This is a genomic window from Ruegeria sp. HKCCD7628 (genome assembly GCF_057221005.1).
Genome location: NZ_JBWVBA010000001.1, coordinates 1124818 through 1141812 on the forward strand (window position 1 = coordinate 1124818; position 16995 = coordinate 1141812).

The following is a 16995-nucleotide window of genomic DNA, read 5'->3' on the forward strand; positions in this document are numbered from 1 at the left end:
GCCTATCTTACCGCGCCCCCTCCCGCAACGTCGTCCTTGCCTGCCCGGAGCGGTTCGGCAAGTCTGTTCCAAAGCGGAGGAGAACAAATGCACCCAACAATCGAGCGTATGCAAGAGGTCGTCGCAAAGGGCGATGAAACCCTGATCCTTGAGTTGCTGGCCGAGGACGTGCGTTTTTCGCCCCCCACCTATTTCAGCACATGGACCGGGCGCGAACCCGTGGCGGCCGTGCTAGGACATGTGGGGCAGGTGTTTTCTGATTTCCATTATCGCCGGATCATGGGGGGCGGCAAAGATTGGGCGCTGGAGTTTCAGTGCAAGATCGGTGATTTGGATGCGGTTGGCGTTGACCTGATCACGCTAAACGATGACGGGCTGATCCAGGATTTCGAGGTCGTCATGCGCCCTTACAAAAGCGTTGGCGCCTTGCGCGAAGCGATGATGTCGCGCGTTATGACCGACGCGCGGTTCCTCAAGTTCAAAGACGCTCTAAGCTGATATGCCTCTCGCCGCTGATCAACTTTTACGCGTTCCCCTGTTGCCCGTGCTGGCGGCACAGGGGCTTTCCGTACGCCGGAACGCGCGGTTCCTGCCCGAACCCTCAGGTCCACGTGAAGGGCGAGAAGGGCGCGGTCCCCGATTGCGTCTTCTGATTGCCGGGGACAGTTCAGCTGCTGGTGTCGGCGCAGGCACTCAATCACAAGCGTTATCGGGGTGTCTGGTCCGAGAGCTGTCTCGCCACTACGCTGTAGAGTGGCGGTTAGAGGCGACAACCGGGCACACGACGCTGGACACGATCGAACGCCTGCAGGCTTTGAACGGGCAATTCGACATGGCGGTGACCGCTCTGGGCGTCAACGACGTCACGCGGGCTGTTTCCCAAAGGGTTTTCATAGAACGGCAGTCGCGGCTGCTTGCGTTGCTGACGGGTAAGCTGGGCGCGCGGCGCGTTGTTGTAACCGCCGTACCACACATGAACCGCTTCCCCGCGTTACCCCAACCACTGGCCTGGGTACTGGGCCAACAAGCCGCCCGGTTGGATCTTGGGTTGCAAGATGTCGTGGAAAGTTGCGCTCAGGCACGACATCTCACTCTCGATCTGCCGGACGACCCGGCACTTGCGGCACCTGACGGGTATCATCCAAGCCCGAAAACCTATGCCATATGGGCGGTAGAGGCCGCGCGCCTATTGCGTCAGGCCTGAGCCCGTATCTGCCGGATCAGCGGGATCGAATACACGACCAAAGCCGTCCAGATCAGCGGGAAAGCGATCATGCGGCCCCGGTCAATCTGCTCGCCGAACACAGCTATGGCGGTGATGAAGATCATGGTGGGCGCGATGTATTGCAGGATGCCCATCGTCGACAACCGCACCAGTTTGGCCCCGTTTGCATAGACCAACAATGGCACAGCCGTCACGATCCCAGCACAGGCCAGCAGCAGGGTGTCCGTAAGCCCCATGCCAAAATGCCCTGTGCCCTTCACGCCAAGCAAGGTGACATACATCAGGGCTGGAATCAGCAGGATCAGCACCTCAAGCAAAAAACCCTGATTGGGCCCGATGGGCAAAGACCGTTTGAAAAACGCATAAAACCCCCAGCTGACCATCAGACCCAACGCAGGCCACGGCAAGCTGCCTGCTTCGACGACCAGCACCAGCACCCCCAGCGCCGCAATCGCCACCGCCGCCAATTGTGTCTTGGTCAAAGGCTCTCGCAACAACACCGCGCCCAAGGCGATGCTGAACAGCGGGTTGATGTAGTACCCCAGCGCCGCATCCAATGCCCGGTCATTGGCAATAGCCCACACATAAATGGCCCAATTCACCGAGATCAGCGCCGCAGTCAAACACGCCATAACCAGCATCTTCGGGTTCACCAGCGCCGCCTTCAAATCCTGCGTCCGCCCCAAAGCGACCAGCAGCAACCCCGCCACCGGCACTGACCAGATAATACGGTGCGAGACAATCTCGATCGGCCCGACATGCGCCATGGCTTTCACATAGAGCGGCAAGAATCCCCACAAAACATAGGCTGTGACAGCCAATACCAACCCCTTGGGCGTGTCTGCGGCATTCTGTGGGATGGGTGTGTTTGCCACGGCGGGTCTCCGATTGATATCGGACTCTCTACGGCAAACCTCTGCCCTATGAAAACCACGAAAACTGTGAAGCCGGCCATCAGGAATTCTGATACGTCACATGTTTGGAACCAAACCAACATGCGAGGCTCTGCCTCGCGCTCAGAGATATTTTTGGCCAGATGAAGCACGGATCCTGCACTTCATCTGGCCTCAAATACCTCAGGGATTCGCGCCTTGCCGCGGCGGGGGCAGCGCCCCCTTTTCCCGCGTTTCAGACTTTTACGCGTTCCGATTTGGGATCGTACATCGGTTTCAGCGAGGCTTCTGCTTTGACCTTCACGCCGCAGACGTCGATCTCATAGCTTGAGGCAAGCACATCCGCAGCCTTCTCGCCCGCACAGGGCACATAGCCCAGACCGATGGCGCCACCCAGCGTGTGGCCATAATTGCCCGAACTCAGATAACCCACATATTCGCCATCCCGCAGAATGGGTTCATTGTGGAACAGCAGTGGCTCGGGGTCAGTCAGCCTGAACTGGAACAACCGGCTTTGCGGCCCGCTTTCCTTACGGGCAATAACCGCCTCACGTCCGATGAAATCGCAGCCCTTGTCGGTTTTCACGGCAAAGCCAAGCCCGGCATCGACCACGTGATCCTCGCAGGTGATGTCGTGGCCAAAATGGCGGAATCCCTTCTCGATCCGGCAGCAATCCATCATATGCATGCCGCAGAGTTTCAGGCCCATATCTTGCCCGGCCTCGTACAGGGTTTCGAACACGTGGCCCGCCATGTCCGAGGAGACGTAGATCTCCCACCCCAGCTCGCCCACGTAGGTGACGCGGTGCGCCCGGGCGAGGCCCATGCCCATCTCGATCTCTTGCGCTGTGCCAAACGGGTTGGCCGCGTTCGAGAAATCAGCGGACGAGACTTTTTGCAGCAACCCGCGTGCGTTGGGGCCCATGACGGCCAAAACGCCCTCGCCTGCCGTGACATCGGTGATGACCACGTTGAACCCACCCGCGTGGCGTTGCATCCATGTTTGGTCGGCCAAGCGCGTGGCTGCGGGGGTGACCACCAGATAGGCTGTCTCGGTCAGACGGGTGACGGTCACGTCCGCTTCGATCCCGCCCGCGCGGTTCAGGAATTGAGTGTAGACAATCTTGCCATTGGGCACTGAGTAATCGCCACCTCCAACGTAGTTCATGAACGCCTCGGCATCCGGCCCTTCGACGCGGATTTTGCCGAAGGACGACATGTCATACATGCCCACATTCTCGCGCACCGCACGGTGTTCGGCAGCGGAGTTTTCGAACCAGTTCTGGCGTTTCCAGCTGTAGTGGTACTCGCGTTCCTGACCTGCGTTGGCGAACCAATTGGCGCGCTCCCACCCGGCCAGTTCACCCATGACGGCACCGTGTTCCAGCAGGTGATGGTGGAATGGTGTGCGCCGCACGCCGCGCGCGGTGGCTTTCTGACGGTACGGGTAGTGGTCGGCATAAAGCAGGCCCAGCGTTTCCTTGGACCGTTCAAACAAATACTGCTTGTTGCCCTGAAACGGCTGCATCCGGCTGATATCCACATCGCCCAGATCAAAGGGTTTCTCACCGCTGTCCATCCACTCGGCCAGCGCCATACCCGCGCCCCCGGCGGACTGAATCCCGATCGAATTGAACCCGGCAGCGACCCAATAATTGTCCATCTCGGGCGCAAGGCCCAGATGATAAGCATCGTCGGGCGTGAACGATTCCGGCCCGTTGAAGAAGGTGTGAATCCCCGCCTCGGCCAGCATCGGCATCCGGTTTACTGCCGCCTCAAGGATCGGCTCGAAGTGGTCGAAATCCTCGGGCAGTTGGTCGAACTCGAAACTGCCGGGGATGCCCTCCATGGCCCATGGCTTCGCGTTGGGTTCAAACGCGCCCAGCAAGATTTTGCCCGCGTCTTCCTTGTAATAGGCGCACTCATCCGGCACGCGCAGAACCGGCAGCTGGGTCAGGCCGTCAATGCCTTCGGTCACGATATAGAAATGCTCACACGCGTGCAGCGGGACGTTCACGCCTGCCATGCGCCCGACCTCATGCCCCCACATGCCCGCGCAGTTCACCACCATATCGCATTCGATATGGCCCGAGGCGCTGCCGTCATCGGCAATCCATTCAACGCCCGTGACTGTACGCCCCTGTTTGACGATCTCGGTGACTTTCACCCGTTCCTTGACGATCCCGCCGCGTTGCCGCGCGCCCTTGGCCAGCGCCAGTGCGATATTGGCCGGGTCGCCCTGCCCGTCCAGCGGCAGATAGACTGCGCCCTTGACGTCTTCAACATTTAGATGTGGGTACATCTCCTTGACGCGCTCGTTCGAGATTTCCTCAACCTCGACCCCAAAGGCGCGGGCCATGGCAGCCTGACGGTAGATCTCTTCCTTTCGCTCCTCGGTCAAAGCTACGGTGATCGAGCCGCAGCGTTTGAACCCCGTGGCAACACCGGTTTCTTCTTCGAGCGAGCCGTAAAGTTCCTGACTATATTTCGCCAGTTTGGTCATGTTCGCCGTCGCCCGCAACTGTGCGATCAGGCCGGCGGCGTGCCATGTGGTGCCGCTGGTCAGCTGCTTGCGCTCCAGCAGAACGACATCACTCCAGCCCTTCTTAGTCAGGTGATATGCGACCGAGCATCCGATGACGCCGCCGCCGATGATGACCACTCGGGCCTTGTTGGGAAGATCAACCATCCTGAAATCTCCGCGCTGTCAGGTTTGGGCCAAAATGCCACGGAAGATCGACAATAAATGCGCCAAAAGCGTCACAAAATCGGTAATTTTCACCGATGTGTCGCGCGCTTTTCACGACGCAGAACAAAGGGCGTGACGCCGAAAAAGCTTTTGTAAACAGACGAAAACCCGTTCGGGAACCCGCAGGCAAGGCCGATCTCGCGCACGCTCATGGTGGTGTTGAGAAGCAGGTTATTGGCCTTGGCCAACCGCATCTCGCGGTAGAACCCGTTGGGGGTGGTGCCGAAGAAGGTCTTGAACTTGCGCTCGAGCGAGCGGTTGGACAGATGCAGTTCCTCGACGATCTGATGGATCGGCAGAGGGTCCTCGATATTGGCCTGCATCAGCTTGATGCACTGGTCCAGCTTGGCATCCCCGGTGGCGGTCAGACGTGTGCCGGAAAACGGCTGCATGGAGGAGAAATCGCGGATGTTCTCGTGCAGCATAATATCGGCCACGGTCATCTTGGCTGGCCCCGAGATGTGTCGGCCGATCACAGACAAGGCCACATCCGTCGTCGCCTCCATCCCCGCACAGGTGACAACGGCGCCTTGCTGTGTGGCGATGGAGAGCTTCGCCTCGAACCGGGCCCCGCGTTCGCGCAGGAATGAGGCATTTTCCCAATGGGTCGCCATATCCTCGGTACCGTGTTCGTCGATGTAACGGCTGGCGGCTTCAGCCAGCAAGAACACCTGTGCGCCACGATATGTGTAATCCGAAACCACGCGACCCAGCGAAAGGTCGGGATGGTCAGGGTCGGTATTGCCGATGACAAACAGGTAATCCGCGTTGGGCTGGGTGCTGACAGCCTCGGTCTGGATCATCGCATCGCTGCTGGAATGGATCGGTCCACCCTTCAGCGACTTATACGCATAGGTAAAGGGCGGGTGCGGGCAGACGCGATTGGCCAGCCGCAGCACCTCGACCAGCGACGCCAGTTCCAGCAGCACATAGCCGGGGGCGACGAGGATATCGAAATGCTGCTGACCCGCCATCGCCCTAGACGATCCGGTGTCGCGCGGCGTGCAGCGCGTGGGCCAGCGCCTCGATATGATCGGGGCCGACCTCGCAGCAGCCGCCGACGATGGTGGCCCCGTGTTCGACCCAGGACATAGCAAAATCGGCATAGGCTTCAGGCGTCAGGTCACGACGTTCTTCTAGCGCATCAACAGTGGGGGCGTCTTCCAAAAACCCTTGTGTGATGCCGGTGAAGCCATTGGCATAGGCCCCGTAAGGGCGGCCCATCGTTTCAAGGATCATCAGTGCGGGCATCACCGATTCCGGGCGGGTGCAGTTGATCAACACCGCTTGCGGCGCAAAGCGATCGACCAGAGGCGCGACCTGCGCCAGATGCTCGCCCGAACGCAGGCGGGTGCCGTCATTATCCATCACTGACAGCGCCAGCCAGACGGGTTTGGTTGCGCTTTCCGTCCCGCGCAACGCGCCTTCGGCTTCTTGCAGGGACGAGACGGTTTCCAGCAGGAATAGGTCCACCCGGTCGTTCATCAGACCGACCAGCTCGGCATATTTCAAGGCCGCGTCTTCCACATCGGGCTTCAGGTCGGGCCGGTATGAGGCCAGAAGCGGCCCCAGTGCCCCTGCGATCCGCCCGCTCGAGGGCGGCCGCGCGCGTTCTGCCTGTGTCAGCGCCGAGTCGATCAGGGCGGGCAGTTGATCCTCGATCCCTTCGCGCACCAAGCGCGAGCGGTGCACGGCATAGGTGTTCGTGGTCGCCACCGTCGCGCCACGGCGGAAGTAATCGGCATGGACTTGCCCCACCAGTTCGGGCTGATCTATCATCACGCGCGTTGACCACAAAGGCGTGGGCTTTTCGCCACCGCGCTTGACCAGTTCCTGCCCGATCGAGCCGTCCAACAGGGTGATATCCGCCATAGCCTTACCTTTCCTCAGGGAATGAGAACCAGTTTTCCCGCAAATGCTTTGGACTGAAAGTCCTCTTGCGCTTCGGCGATATCTCTTAGCGGATAGGTTTTTGAGATCAAAGGTTTGATCCGGCCTGCGTTCATAAGTTCGACCAATCGTCCGAAAACCTCGAAGGCCTGATGGGTGCAGCCGTGGATGGTGATGTCGCGCAAATAGATATCGCGCAGATCGGCCTGAACGATGGGGCCGGCGATGGCACCAGATACCGCATACTGCCCGCCGGGTTTCAGCGACAGGATCAGGTTGGGCCAGGCGGGGCCACCGACGACGTCGATCACAACATCGAACATGTCTTTCGGCAAGGGCGCGTTACGGTCAAACGTATCCGTTGCCCCTTGATCTTTGACCACATCGGCTTTGGCTGGGCTGGTGACACCCCACACGGTCGCTCCGCGTAGCCGGGCAAGTTGCACAGCAGCCAGACCGACCCCGCCCGAAGCTCCGGTGATTAAAACCTTGTGGCCTGCAGTCACGCCTGCGCGGGTCAGCAGGTTTTCCGCCGTGCCAAAAGCACAGGGGATGGCAGCGATCTCGGCATCCGACAGCGGTGAGGCCGAGACGTCATACAGGTCCGACGCCTCAACCAGACAATATTGCGCGAAGGCCCCGTCAATCTCGGACCCGAGCGCGATGAACCCTGTCGGATTGCCGGGGCGTGGGCGCGGCAGGTTGATCGGGCAGGTGACTCGTTGACCGGGTTGGAACCCAGTCTCGGGTCCGGCAAGTTCAACGATGCCGCACAGATCGCCGCCCTGAATGCGCGGGAAGTGTAACGCGCCACCCCAGCCGCCCGCGTCGACCTCCTGATCCACCGCATCCGTCGCGCCGGTAATGTCTGAGGAATACCAGCCGACACGTGTGTTGATATCGGTGTTGTTGACCCCAGCTGCCGCGACCCGAACCAGCACCTGACCGGGCCCGGGTTGTGGCACCGGGATATCCGCGCGCCACTCCAGCGCCTCTGGCCCGCCGTGGCGGGTCAGGTGAACGCCCTGCATGACGCGCGGAACAGCCATGGTCAGGCCCGCAGCCGGTCGTTGGCCGGATCCCAGAGGGGTTGATCCTCTTGCACCACAGCGGGGTATTTCTGGCCGTAGATCTCGACCTCCAACGCGGTGCCCGGATTTGCCAATTCCGACTTGATCATGCCCAGTGCGATGGACTTGCCAACGCGATAGCCCCATGCACCCGATGTGGTCTCGCCCACGATCTGGTCGCCTTGCCAGATGCAGGACATGTAGGGTGCGTCGCAGTCACCGGCCTCGACCGTCAGGGTCACGAAGGACTTCTTCACCCCTTGCTGCTTTTCGTTCAGGATCGCGGCCTTGCCGGGGAAATCCTGCGGCTTGTCTAGTTTGACGAAGCGCCCCAGCCCGCCTTCCAGCAGAGAGTAATCGGTCGACAGGTCGCCCTTCCACGCGCGGTAGCCTTTTTCGATCCGCAGCGAGTTCAGCGCATACATGCCAAACGGCGTGGCACCAGCCTCAAGGATCGCGTCATAGATCGCAGGCATGTCGTCGTTCAGAGCGTGAACTTCCCAACCCAGTTCGCCAGCAAAGGATACGCGGATCAGATAGGCGGGTTTCCCTGCCACAGTGGCGGCCTGATGGGTCAGCCAGCCCAGCGACAGATCGGCATCGGTCAGCCCCGCCAGGATGTCCCGCGATTTTGGGCCGGTGACGATCAGCGTGTCGCGTGTGGTGGTAACATCCTCGACACTGACACCCGAGGGCATCGCATTCACCAGAATGTCCCGGTCGTGCCATTGCGCGGTGGCGGCGGTGATCATGACGAACTCATCTTCGCCCAGACGCAAGCAGGACATCTCGGTCAGGATGCGGCCCCGGTCGTCGGCGATATAGACCAGATTGATCCGGCCCACCTTGGGCAGACCGCCCGTCACCAGCCCGCGCAGCGCCTCGGCCGCGCCTTCTCCCTTAACCATGAAGCGCGAGAAACCCGGCAAGTCCAGCACGCCGCAATGGTCGCGCACGGCCTCGCATTCTTCTTTGATCCGCTGCTCCCACGGGCCGGATCGGGCCCATGTATGCGTCGCGTCCAGCGAGGTGTCATCGCCCGGCTTGGCGAACCAGTTGGCACGTTCCCAGCCGTTATAGGCACCCATCACGCCGCCCAGTTCCTTGATCTTGTCATGAACCGGAGACAGCTTCTTGTCGCGCGCCGCGGGCCATTCGTGATGGGGGAAGTGCATGGCGTATTCGTTGCCGTAGACCTCCATGCCCTTCTGGTTGCAATAGTCTTGATCGGTGTAGTCGGTGTAGCGGCGTGGATCGACGGCCCACATATCCCATTCGGTCGCGCCATCGACGATCCATTCGGCAAGCACCTTGCCAGCGCCACCGCCCTGCGCGATGCCGAAGGTAAAGGTGTGCGCCTCAAACGCGTTGCTTACGCCGGGCATCGGCCCGATCAGAGGCAACCCATCCGGCGCGTAAGGGATCGGGCCATTGATGACACGTCCAACGCCCGAAGTTGCCATCAGCGGCACCCGCTCCATCGCGTCGGTGACGATGTCTTCGATCCGGTCCAGATCGTCGTTCCAAAGCTGGAAACTGAAATCCTCGGGCATCGGATCGTCTTCGGTCATCCAATGGCCCTTGCAGTTGGGCTCATACGGCCCAAGGTTGAAGCCGTTCTTCTCCTGCCGCAGGTAGTACGAGATATCCACGTCGCGCAGCAGCGGCAGCTTGCCGCCGTTTTCCTTTGACCACGCTTCCACCTCGGGGATTTCATCGGTCAGCAGGTATTGGTGGCTCATGACCATCGCAGGCACCGTACGCCCGCCAAAGGGTTTGAACCATTCGCCCACGCGCTGCGCATAGTACCCAGCGGCGTTGACCACGTAGTCGCAGGCAATATCGCCCTTATCGGTATGCACAGTCCAGGTGCCATCTTCATGCTGAGTCACGCCGGTCGCCGGGCAGAAACGGATGATCTTTTGCCCCATATCCCGCGCGCCTTTAGCCAGCGCCTGCGTCAGCTGCGCCGGGTCGATGTCGCCGTCGGTCGGATCGTACAGAACGCCCTCAAGATCATGGGTTTCAAGGAAGGGATAGCGCTCTTTGGCCTCTTCCGCTGTCCACATCTCCATCGGGATGCCTTGATAACGACCCATGGACAGGGCGCGTTCGAACTCCTGCATCCGTTCCTTGCTGTGCGCCAGACGGATCGAGCCCGAAACGTGGTAGTTCATCGGGTAATCGACCTCGTCCGCAAGGCGCGAATACAGCTCGGTCGAATAGCGCTGCATGTTCATGATCGCCCACGAAGTCGAGAATGTCGGCACATTGCCCGCCGCGTGCCAGGTGGACCCGGCCGTCAACTCGTTCTTTTCCAGCAGAACGCAGTCGGTCCAGCCCTTCTTGGCCAGATGATAAAGCGATGAACAGCCGACGACGCCGCCGCCGATGATGACCACACGGGCCTTGGTTGGAAAATCACTCATGGTTTTGCTTCCCTGTTAGTATGCCCGTTGGGGCAGATCGTCCTGAATGTCGTAGTAGTCGCCCTTGTCGGCGACGAAGATATGTTGGGCGAGTTTCAGCCCGGTGGGCTCGTCCAGAGACCCTATTGAAACCGCAATCGTGTCCTCATCATTGTGCTGCCAAAACAGGAACGAGCCGCAGGCGCTGCAAAAGCCGCGCTTGGCGATGTCGGAGGCGCGATACCAACCCAGCGTCTCACTGGAGGTAAAGCTGAGGTTGTCTTCATGCGTCTCGCAGGAGGCCCACAGATGACCCGATTGCCTGCGGCATTGGCCGCAATGGCAGGCGTTGGATGCGGCGAGGTCTCCGTCAATGGTGTAGGCGACCTTGCCGCAGAGGCAGGAACCGGTGTGCATGTCTTTACCCCCTTGCTGTAGGCGTTGCGCTGGTACCCAGCATCACGCCGTAGATGATGAAACAGGTCGCCATCACGCGGCGGACCCAGACGTTGAACACAGCACCCAGCGCAGCCTTGCCCATCAGCGCACCCAGCAGGGTGAACCCCGTGTAGCTGAGCGTTGTGATGACCAGCGCGGTGGGCATGATCACCCCCATCTGTTGCCAGACCGGCACGTCGGGTTGAACGAATTGCGAAAACGCCGCCAGATACCCGGCCACGCTTTTGGGGTTGATCGTTGCCACCGCCAGTGCGTGCAGATAGACGTGGCGCGCGGGTCGCTCGGACGCGGGCGCGGGTTTGCTGGCATTGATCCAGCCGCGGATGCCCATCCAGATCAAGAACCCCGCGCCGATCAGTTTGGCGATGAAAAACCCGGTGGGTGAGGCCGCGATCAGCGCCGTGACGCCCAGCGCGGACAGGATCAGAAAGGCGCTGGCCTGAGTCAGGATCGCCAGCACGCCCAACATCGCCTTGGCAAAGGGCAGGCTCATTCCGTTTGAGATGCAATTGACCGCATTCGGCCCCGGTGTGGTGACGAACACCACCCAGAACAGAGCGAATATGGTCCAGGCCTCGAAGCTCATTCAATACACCGGCGGGGCGATGACCCAGATGGCCACGGCGGGCTCATCATAGGGGTTCGCCCAGTGATAAGGTTCGTGTTTGATGCGGAAACTGTCCCCCGGCCCGACCGAAAACTGCCGCCCGCCAATCGTCAGGTCCAGCCGCCCTGAGATCATATAGCCGACCTCTTGCGTCGGGCGATTGGCGGGGGTCTGCATCTGCGAGCGGGGCTCGAATGTGGAATGCACCATCTCAAAATCATCGGTCAGATCAGGCGAGAGCAATTCCTCGATCAGTCCTTCCTCGCCCGATCCCATTGGACGGCGTGAGCCCGCGCGAACCACATAACCCTGCTCATCCGCCGGGGCGGCGGAATGGGCAAACAGCATCGACATGGGCACGCCCAGACAATCGGCCATCTGCCGCAGGTCCGAGATGGACGGATCGGACATATCCCGCTCAACCTGGCTAAGCCACCCGACCGAGCGGTTCAACTTTGCAGCAATCTCGCTCAGCGTCAGCCCGCGCGCTTTGCGCAGGGCGCGGATATCGGCACCAAGGGTCGCGCTTTGGGGGGCTTGAGAGTTCAATTGCCGCTCCGCGTTGTCGTGAAATTTCATCCCTGTTTTTCACGATGGCGCGAATCGATGAAAAAACCAAGCGTTTTTTCACTTGGGTCACGCGGCCACGTTCGGTATCGGTCACGCATGTGGATTGCAGTAATGTATCTGTGGGCGATCAATACCCTGACCCTGCTGGCCTTTGGCTGGGACAAACTGCGCGCGCGGCGGCGCAAGCGCCGGGTGCCGGAACGTCCTCTGCTATGGCTGGCTGCGCTGGGTGGCAGCCCCGGAGCCATAGTCGGGCGGTGGATATTCCGCCACAAGACCCGCAAACGGGGATTTTCGAGGTGGTTATTTGCAATCCTGATCGGTCAGGCCGCTGCTTGCTATGCTGCCTTCACCTTTCTGCCCCCGCTGCTGGGCTAACCGACCTCAGCGTGCGAACACATCGCGGAGGATAGAGGCAAGCCCATCGGCATCTGCCTGAGTAAACGCATCGGGCAGATCGCTGTCGATATCAAACACCGCGATCACCTCACCCTGCGCGTCAAAGACAGGCAGCACCAGTTCCGACCGGGTTGAGGACGCACAGGCGATATGGCCGGGAAATGCGTCCACGTCAGCCACAAGCTGCACCTCTTGGGTCCGGGCCGCTGCGCCACAAACGCCACGGCTAAAGGGGATGACAAGACAACCGTGGCCACCTTGGTAGGGACCAATCTTAAGCAGGTCGGGCTCGGTCACCCGATAAAACCCGGTCCAGTTAAAGCGATCATCGCTGTGATGCACCTCGCAGGTGACGGTCGCCATCAGGGCGACCTCATCCGTTTCACCCTCGGTCAGAGCGGCAATGGCTTTAGCAAGCTGCGCATAGTCGACGGTCATGGTCACTGGTCCGGATCAATTTGCTTTGTGCAGCGACCTATGCCGAAAACGCCAAAGCGTCAAACCCGTTCGATTGCGATCGCCGTCCCTTCACCGCCACCAATGCAGATGGCCGCCACACCCCGTTTGAGGTTCCGCTTTTCCAACGCATTCAAAAGCGTGACCATGATCCGTGCGCCCGAAGCGCCGATTGGGTGCCCTAGCGCACAGGCCCCTCCGTTGACATTGACGATGTCACGGGGCAGGCCCATCTCGCGCATGAAGGCCATGGGCACGACCGCAAAGGCTTCGTTGACTTCCCACAGATCCACATCGTCCTTGGACCACCCGATTTTCGCCAACAAGGACTGCGCCGCAGGAACCGGAGCAGTGGTGAACAAACCCGGTGCCTGAGCAAAGCTGGCATGGCCAAGAATGCGCGCGCGTATGGTAAGCCCGCGGGCCTCGGCAGCATCGGTCGACGCCAGAACCAGAGCGGCAGCACCGTCCGAGATAGAGGAGGAGTTGGCTGCCGTTACCGTCCCGTCTTTGCGAAATGCTGGTTTTAGCGTCGGAATTTTTTCGGGACGCGCCGATTGCGGTTGTTCATCAGCCGAATGAGTGATCTCTCCCTTACGAGAGCGGGTCACGACAGGTGTGATCTCGGCGTCAAAAGCACCGGTTTCCTGCGCGGACAGCGCGTTGGACAACGAACGCACGGCGTATTCATCCTGCTCTTCACGCGTGAACTGATACGCCTCGGCACAATCCTCGGCGAAGGTTCCCATCAAACGGCCTTTGTCATAGGCATCCTCGAGCCCATCCAGAAACATGTGGTCTACGACCTGCCCATGACCAATCCGAGCACCGCCACGCATCTTGGGCAGCAGATAAGGTGCGTTCGTCATACTCTCCATCCCGCCGGCAATCATCGTGTCGGAATGACCCAAGGCGATTTGGTCGTACGCAATCATCGCAGCCTTCATGCCCGACCCGCACATCTTGTTCAGTGTGGTGGCGGGAACGTCCTCGCCAAGCCCGGCAGCAAAGCCCGCCTGCCGCGCGGGCGCCTGACCCTGACCGGCCGGCAAAACGCAGCCCATCAAAACCTCGTCCACTGTGTCAGCCTGTGCACCATCAAGCGCCGCACGGATTGCGGCGCCACCTAGTTCGGCAGCGGTGACCCCGTCGAACATCCCCTGAAATCCACCCATCGGAGTGCGTGCAGCCCCTGCGATCACGACCTGTTTCATACGGATGCTCCTCTCAACTTCCCTACCTTTGGATACCGAATGGTAAGATTTGCCGTCTAGCGTATTTCTACCATTTATTTTCAGTTTGAAGGATAGTCGCGTATGAGCCTGACCAGCAAAACGACTGACACAACGCAGGTCATTACGGTCCATTCCGACCGGATTGATGCCGCGATGGCCATCCAGTTCAAAGAAGACATGCGAAGCACGGCACAAGGCGGGGCGCCACGGGTCGTTCTGGATTTGACGGATGTGGAATTCATTGATTCCAGCGGGCTTGGGGCCATCGTGGCGTCGATGAAGCAACTCGGCAGCGAAAGACGCCTGGATTTGGCCGGGCTGCACCCATTTGTCGAAAAGGTGTTTCGGCTAACGCGCATGGATACGGTGTTCAAGCTGTACCCGACATTGGACGATGCGCTGACGGCTGCGGCGGACTGACGGATCTGAATGGGCGCAATGGCCATGTGTGACGAGAATTGCATGGATTTGAACTTTGCCGCGACCGAGGCTGAAGCCAGCACTGGCATCGCCAGAATTAGCACCTGCCTAGAAGCTCAGGGCCTGCCGCAACACAAAGCTGCCGACGTCAAGATAGCGCTGGCCGAGGCGATCAATAATGTCGTTGAACACGCATATGCGGGAATTACACCGGCAAAGGTCAAGGTCAGATGCCGATTGCACGAAAACTGGCTTGAGATCCTGATCTCGGACACAGGCAACCCACTGCCGGGGTTTCGTGTACCTGACGGTGTCCCTGCACCGCTTGGCTCCTCACTGAATGATCTGCCCGAAGGTGGGTTTGGCTGGTTTCTGATCCATGAATTGACCAGCGAAATCCGTTATGAACACACGAACGGCTGCAATCGTCTGTCCCTGCGCTTTGACTTTCCACGCTTGGGCTAGACCGAAAATGTCACAATAACGCCCAGATCAGACCATTGTCGCGCCGCAAACAAAGAGCAAAAGTTAACTCGTAGCTCAGATAGCTTCCCTCGGCGCCTAGTGTCACAGCCCCCACCCAGTGAACGGCGCCGAGGAACTTCCCCTTGATTTGACTGGACAATAACAACCCGCGCGATACGTTCGGCGCGTTCAGTCACGGGAGCATCACTATGCGCGATTTCCATACACCGGGCCGGTCACAGGTTCTGGCGACCGAAGGCATGTGTGCCACGTCACATCCTTTGGCGGCTCAGGTTGCGTTGCAAATTCTGCAGCAGGGCGGCAATGCGATGGACGCCGCGATCGCAGGAGCGGTCTTGTTGGGAATTTGCGAGCCGCAAATGACCGGTATCGGCGGCGATTGCTTTGTACTTTTCAATCGTGCGGGCGAAAACAAAGTTCGGGCTCTTAACGGATCAGGTCGCGCGCCTGCTTCGGCCAAAGCGCAAGACCTGCGCGCCAAGGGTTTGGAGACTGTCCCCGTGAACACGCCCGAAGCTGTGACAATCCCCGGTGCGGTGGATGCATTTTGCCATTTGGCTGATACCGAGGGAAAACTCGGGCTTGAAACCATTCTTCAACCCGCCGTTCATTATGCCGAAATCGGGGTTCCGGTCGCGCCGCGGGTGGCATTTGACTGGATATCGGGCGCATCCAACCTGCAAGGCGCCGCACGAGACCACTATCTGTTCAACGGGGCCGCACCCAAAATCGGGCAGGTTTTTCGCGCGCCCGGTCAGGCCCAGGTGCTGCGGCAGATTGCCAAATACGGCAGGGATGCGTTTTACACCGGGGACATCGCGCTGGACATGATCGATGCCCTGACAAGCCGGGGCGGCGTACATACAGAAGCGGACTTCGCCTCGACCGCCTTTTCCAAGACGAAACCGGTGAGCGGCCGGTACCATGACACCGAACTGTTCGAACATCCGCCCAACGGTCAGGGGGCCACGGCGATTCTTCTGCTTAATATTCTGAAGAACTTTGATCTGTCCGGTATGGACCCGTTCGGGGTCGAGCGTATTCATATTGAGGCTGAAGCCTCAAAGTTGGCCTATGACGCCCGCAACCGGTTCATTGCTGACCCCGATCATATGGCACAGGCTCAGAAGTTCACTGATCAGGGTATTGCCGACAGCTTAGCCGCGTTAATCGACCCCAATCGCGCGATGCCCGCTGCTGCACCGGTCACTGAAGCAATTCACAAAGATACGATCTATATCACCGTCGTCGATCGCGACCGAATGGCAGTGTCACTGATCTATTCGATCTTCCACAGTTTTGGCTCGGGCATCGCATCCGAGAAATATGGGATTTTGCTGCAAAACCGCGGCGCTGGGTTCACGCTGCAACAGGGCCACCCCAACGAAATGGGCGGCGGCAAACGCCCGATGCATACCATCATTCCAGGCATGGTCATGCAGGACAACCGGATCACCATGCCCTTCGGCGTGATGGGCGGAGCGTTCCAGCCAACCGGCCATGCGCGCCTGTTGTCGAACCTCACCGATCACGGTTTGGACCTTCAGGCCAGCATCGACGCGCCACGCGCATTCGCTGATGGGGGTGTACTGAAACTCGAGCGCGGAATTCCGCGCAAGGTGGCTGAACAATTAGGCGATATGGGTCACAAAGTTGAAATTCCGGAAACCCCGCTCGGCGGCGCCCAGGCAATCCTCATCAAAGAGGACGGTGTGCTTGAAGGCGCAAGCGATCCCAGAAAAGACGGTTGCGCGCTTGGCTACTGACCAAGCGCCGGCTGCCCCGTTGTCAGTTCAGGTGAAAGTGCAAAGGGTACGCACCGTTTTCGAACGGACCGAACATGTCGGGAATATCGGGATGTTCCACCGGTTCGCCCGACTGGTCAGCAACCAGATTTTGTTCAGAAACATAAGCAACATAGAAGGATTGGTCGTTTTCGGCCAGCAAATGATAGAACGGTTGTTCCCTGAGCGGACGACTGTCTTCCGGTATCGCTTGATACCATTCTTCCGTGTTCGAGAATTCCGGATCCACATCAAAAATGACCCCTCGGAAGGGATGTTTTTTGTGGCGAACCACCTGACCCAGACGGTACTTGGCGTTTGTCTTCAGCATATCTTCAGCCCCC

The 16995-nt window shown here is 59.7% G+C and carries 18 protein-coding genes; 6 read left to right on the forward strand and 12 right to left on the reverse strand.

The window, feature by feature from the left end:
• Positions 1 to 87: 87 nt before the first annotated feature.
• Both AC2TAD_RS05580 and AC2TAD_RS05585 read left to right on the forward strand, forming a co-directional pair.
• Positions 88 to 498, forward strand: coding sequence for a nuclear transport factor 2 family protein (locus AC2TAD_RS05580; protein ID WP_480866443.1), 411 nt, complete (start codon positions 88 to 90; stop codon positions 496 to 498).
• Position 499: 1 nt separating this feature from the next.
• Positions 500 to 1204, forward strand: coding sequence for an SGNH/GDSL hydrolase family protein (locus AC2TAD_RS05585; protein ID WP_480866445.1), 705 nt, complete (start codon positions 500 to 502; stop codon positions 1202 to 1204).
• Here AC2TAD_RS05585 and rarD read toward each other — a convergent pair.
• The 9 genes from rarD to AC2TAD_RS05630 all read right to left on the reverse strand — a co-directional run bounded on the left by rarD (position 1195) and on the right by AC2TAD_RS05630 (position 11850).
• Positions 1195 to 2100 carry an EamA family transporter RarD gene (gene rarD, locus AC2TAD_RS05590; protein WP_480866446.1) on the reverse strand — a complete coding sequence of 302 codons (906 nt, stop codon included), beginning with the start codon at positions 2098 to 2100 and terminating at the stop codon, positions 1195 to 1197. The two genes, AC2TAD_RS05585 and rarD, sit on opposite strands and share 10 nt — an antisense overlap.
• A 253-nt stretch (positions 2101 to 2353) precedes the next feature.
• The gene (locus AC2TAD_RS05595) at positions 2354 to 4807 is read right to left on the reverse strand and encodes a GcvT family protein (protein ID WP_480866448.1); all 2454 of its coding nucleotides are present in this window, start codon (positions 4805 to 4807) and stop codon (positions 2354 to 2356) included.
• An 89-nt stretch (positions 4808 to 4896) separates the two neighbouring features.
• Positions 4897 to 5841, reverse strand: a complete 945-nt coding sequence (locus tag AC2TAD_RS05600; protein WP_480866449.1) for a GlxA family transcriptional regulator — start codon at positions 5839 to 5841, stop codon at positions 4897 to 4899.
• 4 nt (positions 5842 to 5845) lie between these two features.
• Positions 5846 to 6739 (reverse strand): homocysteine S-methyltransferase family protein, encoded by an 894-nt coding sequence (locus tag AC2TAD_RS05605; protein ID WP_480866450.1) that lies wholly within the window; start codon positions 6737 to 6739, stop codon positions 5846 to 5848.
• Positions 6740 to 6753: 14 nt separating this feature from the next.
• Positions 6754 to 7806 (reverse strand): alcohol dehydrogenase family protein, encoded by a 1053-nt coding sequence (locus AC2TAD_RS05610; protein ID WP_480866452.1) that lies wholly within the window; start codon positions 7804 to 7806, stop codon positions 6754 to 6756.
• A 2-nt stretch (positions 7807 to 7808) separates the two neighbouring features.
• Entirely contained in the window at positions 7809 to 10256 is a 2448-nt protein-coding gene (locus AC2TAD_RS05615) for a GcvT family protein (RefSeq protein WP_480866454.1), read from the reverse strand.
• A 15-nt stretch (positions 10257 to 10271) separates the two neighbouring features.
• Entirely contained in the window at positions 10272 to 10652 is a 381-nt protein-coding gene (locus tag AC2TAD_RS05620) for a GFA family protein (protein ID WP_480866456.1), read from the reverse strand.
• A 4-nt stretch (positions 10653 to 10656) separates the two neighbouring features.
• Positions 10657 to 11280 (reverse strand): LysE family translocator, encoded by a 624-nt coding sequence (locus tag AC2TAD_RS05625; protein WP_480866458.1) that lies wholly within the window; start codon positions 11278 to 11280, stop codon positions 10657 to 10659.
• Positions 11281 to 11850, reverse strand: a complete 570-nt coding sequence (locus AC2TAD_RS05630; RefSeq protein WP_170783659.1) for an XRE family transcriptional regulator — start codon at positions 11848 to 11850, stop codon at positions 11281 to 11283.
• 57 nt (positions 11851 to 11907) lie between these two features.
• On the opposite strand from AC2TAD_RS05630, the gene AC2TAD_RS05635 reads away from it, so the two are divergent.
• A complete protein-coding gene (locus AC2TAD_RS05635; protein WP_480866460.1) occupies positions 11908 to 12249 on the forward strand; it encodes a DUF1294 domain-containing protein in 342 nt (113 codons plus the stop codon).
• Between the two features lie 6 nt (positions 12250 to 12255).
• Here AC2TAD_RS05635 and AC2TAD_RS05640 read toward each other — a convergent pair whose 3' ends face one another.
• Together AC2TAD_RS05640 and AC2TAD_RS05645 are read right to left on the reverse strand one after the other, a co-directional pair.
• Positions 12256 to 12708 (reverse strand): GAF domain-containing protein, encoded by a 453-nt coding sequence (locus tag AC2TAD_RS05640; RefSeq protein ID WP_170754546.1) that lies wholly within the window; start codon positions 12706 to 12708, stop codon positions 12256 to 12258.
• Between the two features lie 59 nt (positions 12709 to 12767).
• A complete protein-coding gene (locus AC2TAD_RS05645) occupies positions 12768 to 13940 on the reverse strand; it encodes a thiolase family protein (RefSeq protein WP_170754548.1) in 1173 nt (390 codons plus the stop codon).
• 102 nt (positions 13941 to 14042) lie between these two features.
• Between AC2TAD_RS05645 and AC2TAD_RS05650 the strand changes: the two genes are divergently transcribed.
• The 3 genes from AC2TAD_RS05650 (at position 14043) to AC2TAD_RS05660 (ending at position 16633) form a co-directional block, all read left to right on the forward strand.
• A complete protein-coding gene (locus AC2TAD_RS05650) occupies positions 14043 to 14381 on the forward strand; it encodes an STAS domain-containing protein (protein ID WP_170527408.1) in 339 nt (112 codons plus the stop codon).
• A 42-nt stretch (positions 14382 to 14423) separates the two neighbouring features.
• Positions 14424 to 14846, forward strand: coding sequence for an ATP-binding protein (locus AC2TAD_RS05655; protein ID WP_480866462.1), 423 nt, complete (start codon positions 14424 to 14426; stop codon positions 14844 to 14846).
• Between the two features lie 209 nt (positions 14847 to 15055).
• The gene (locus AC2TAD_RS05660) at positions 15056 to 16633 is read left to right on the forward strand and encodes a gamma-glutamyltransferase family protein (RefSeq protein ID WP_480866463.1); all 1578 of its coding nucleotides are present in this window, start codon (positions 15056 to 15058) and stop codon (positions 16631 to 16633) included.
• A 22-nt stretch (positions 16634 to 16655) separates the two neighbouring features.
• Here the strand turns inward: AC2TAD_RS05660 and hspQ are convergent, their stop codons facing one another.
• Positions 16656 to 16982 (reverse strand): heat shock protein HspQ, encoded by a 327-nt coding sequence (hspQ, locus tag AC2TAD_RS05665; protein WP_170355374.1) that lies wholly within the window; start codon positions 16980 to 16982, stop codon positions 16656 to 16658.
• Positions 16983 to 16995: the final 13 nt, after the last annotated feature.

What these genes read in the sequence shown, in the direction of transcription:
- AC2TAD_RS05580 (WP_480866443.1), top strand. Translation starts at nt 88, where the DNA reads ATGCACCCAACAATCGAGCGTATGCAAGAGGTCGTCGCAAAGGGCGAT.
- AC2TAD_RS05585 (WP_480866445.1), top strand. Translation starts at nt 500, where the DNA reads ATGCCTCTCGCCGCTGATCAACTTTTACGCGTTCCCCTGTTGCCCGTG.
- AC2TAD_RS05595 (WP_480866448.1), bottom strand. Translation starts at nt 4,807, where the DNA reads ATGGTTGATCTTCCCAACAAGGCCCGAGTGGTCATCATCGGCGGCGGC.
- AC2TAD_RS05600 (WP_480866449.1), bottom strand. Translation starts at nt 5,841, where the DNA reads ATGGCGGGTCAGCAGCATTTCGATATCCTCGTCGCCCCCGGCTATGTG.
- AC2TAD_RS05605 (WP_480866450.1), bottom strand. Translation starts at nt 6,739, where the DNA reads ATGGCGGATATCACCCTGTTGGACGGCTCGATCGGGCAGGAACTGGTC.
- AC2TAD_RS05610 (WP_480866452.1), bottom strand. Translation starts at nt 7,806, where the DNA reads ATGGCTGTTCCGCGCGTCATGCAGGGCGTTCACCTGACCCGCCACGGC.
- AC2TAD_RS05615 (WP_480866454.1), bottom strand. Translation starts at nt 10,256, where the DNA reads ATGAGTGATTTTCCAACCAAGGCCCGTGTGGTCATCATCGGCGGCGGC.
- AC2TAD_RS05620 (WP_480866456.1), bottom strand. Translation starts at nt 10,652, where the DNA reads ATGCACACCGGTTCCTGCCTCTGCGGCAAGGTCGCCTACACCATTGAC.
- AC2TAD_RS05625 (WP_480866458.1), bottom strand. Translation starts at nt 11,280, where the DNA reads ATGAGCTTCGAGGCCTGGACCATATTCGCTCTGTTCTGGGTGGTGTTC.
- AC2TAD_RS05635 (WP_480866460.1), top strand. Translation starts at nt 11,908, where the DNA reads ATGAAAAAACCAAGCGTTTTTTCACTTGGGTCACGCGGCCACGTTCGG.
- AC2TAD_RS05640 (WP_170754546.1), bottom strand. Translation starts at nt 12,708, where the DNA reads ATGACCGTCGACTATGCGCAGCTTGCTAAAGCCATTGCCGCTCTGACC.
- AC2TAD_RS05645 (WP_170754548.1), bottom strand. Translation starts at nt 13,940, where the DNA reads ATGAAACAGGTCGTGATCGCAGGGGCTGCACGCACTCCGATGGGTGGA.
- AC2TAD_RS05650 (WP_170527408.1), top strand. Translation starts at nt 14,043, where the DNA reads ATGAGCCTGACCAGCAAAACGACTGACACAACGCAGGTCATTACGGTC.
- AC2TAD_RS05655 (WP_480866462.1), top strand. Translation starts at nt 14,424, where the DNA reads ATGGATTTGAACTTTGCCGCGACCGAGGCTGAAGCCAGCACTGGCATC.
- AC2TAD_RS05660 (WP_480866463.1), top strand. Translation starts at nt 15,056, where the DNA reads ATGCGCGATTTCCATACACCGGGCCGGTCACAGGTTCTGGCGACCGAA.
- hspQ (WP_170355374.1), bottom strand. Translation starts at nt 16,982, where the DNA reads ATGCTGAAGACAAACGCCAAGTACCGTCTGGGTCAGGTGGTTCGCCAC.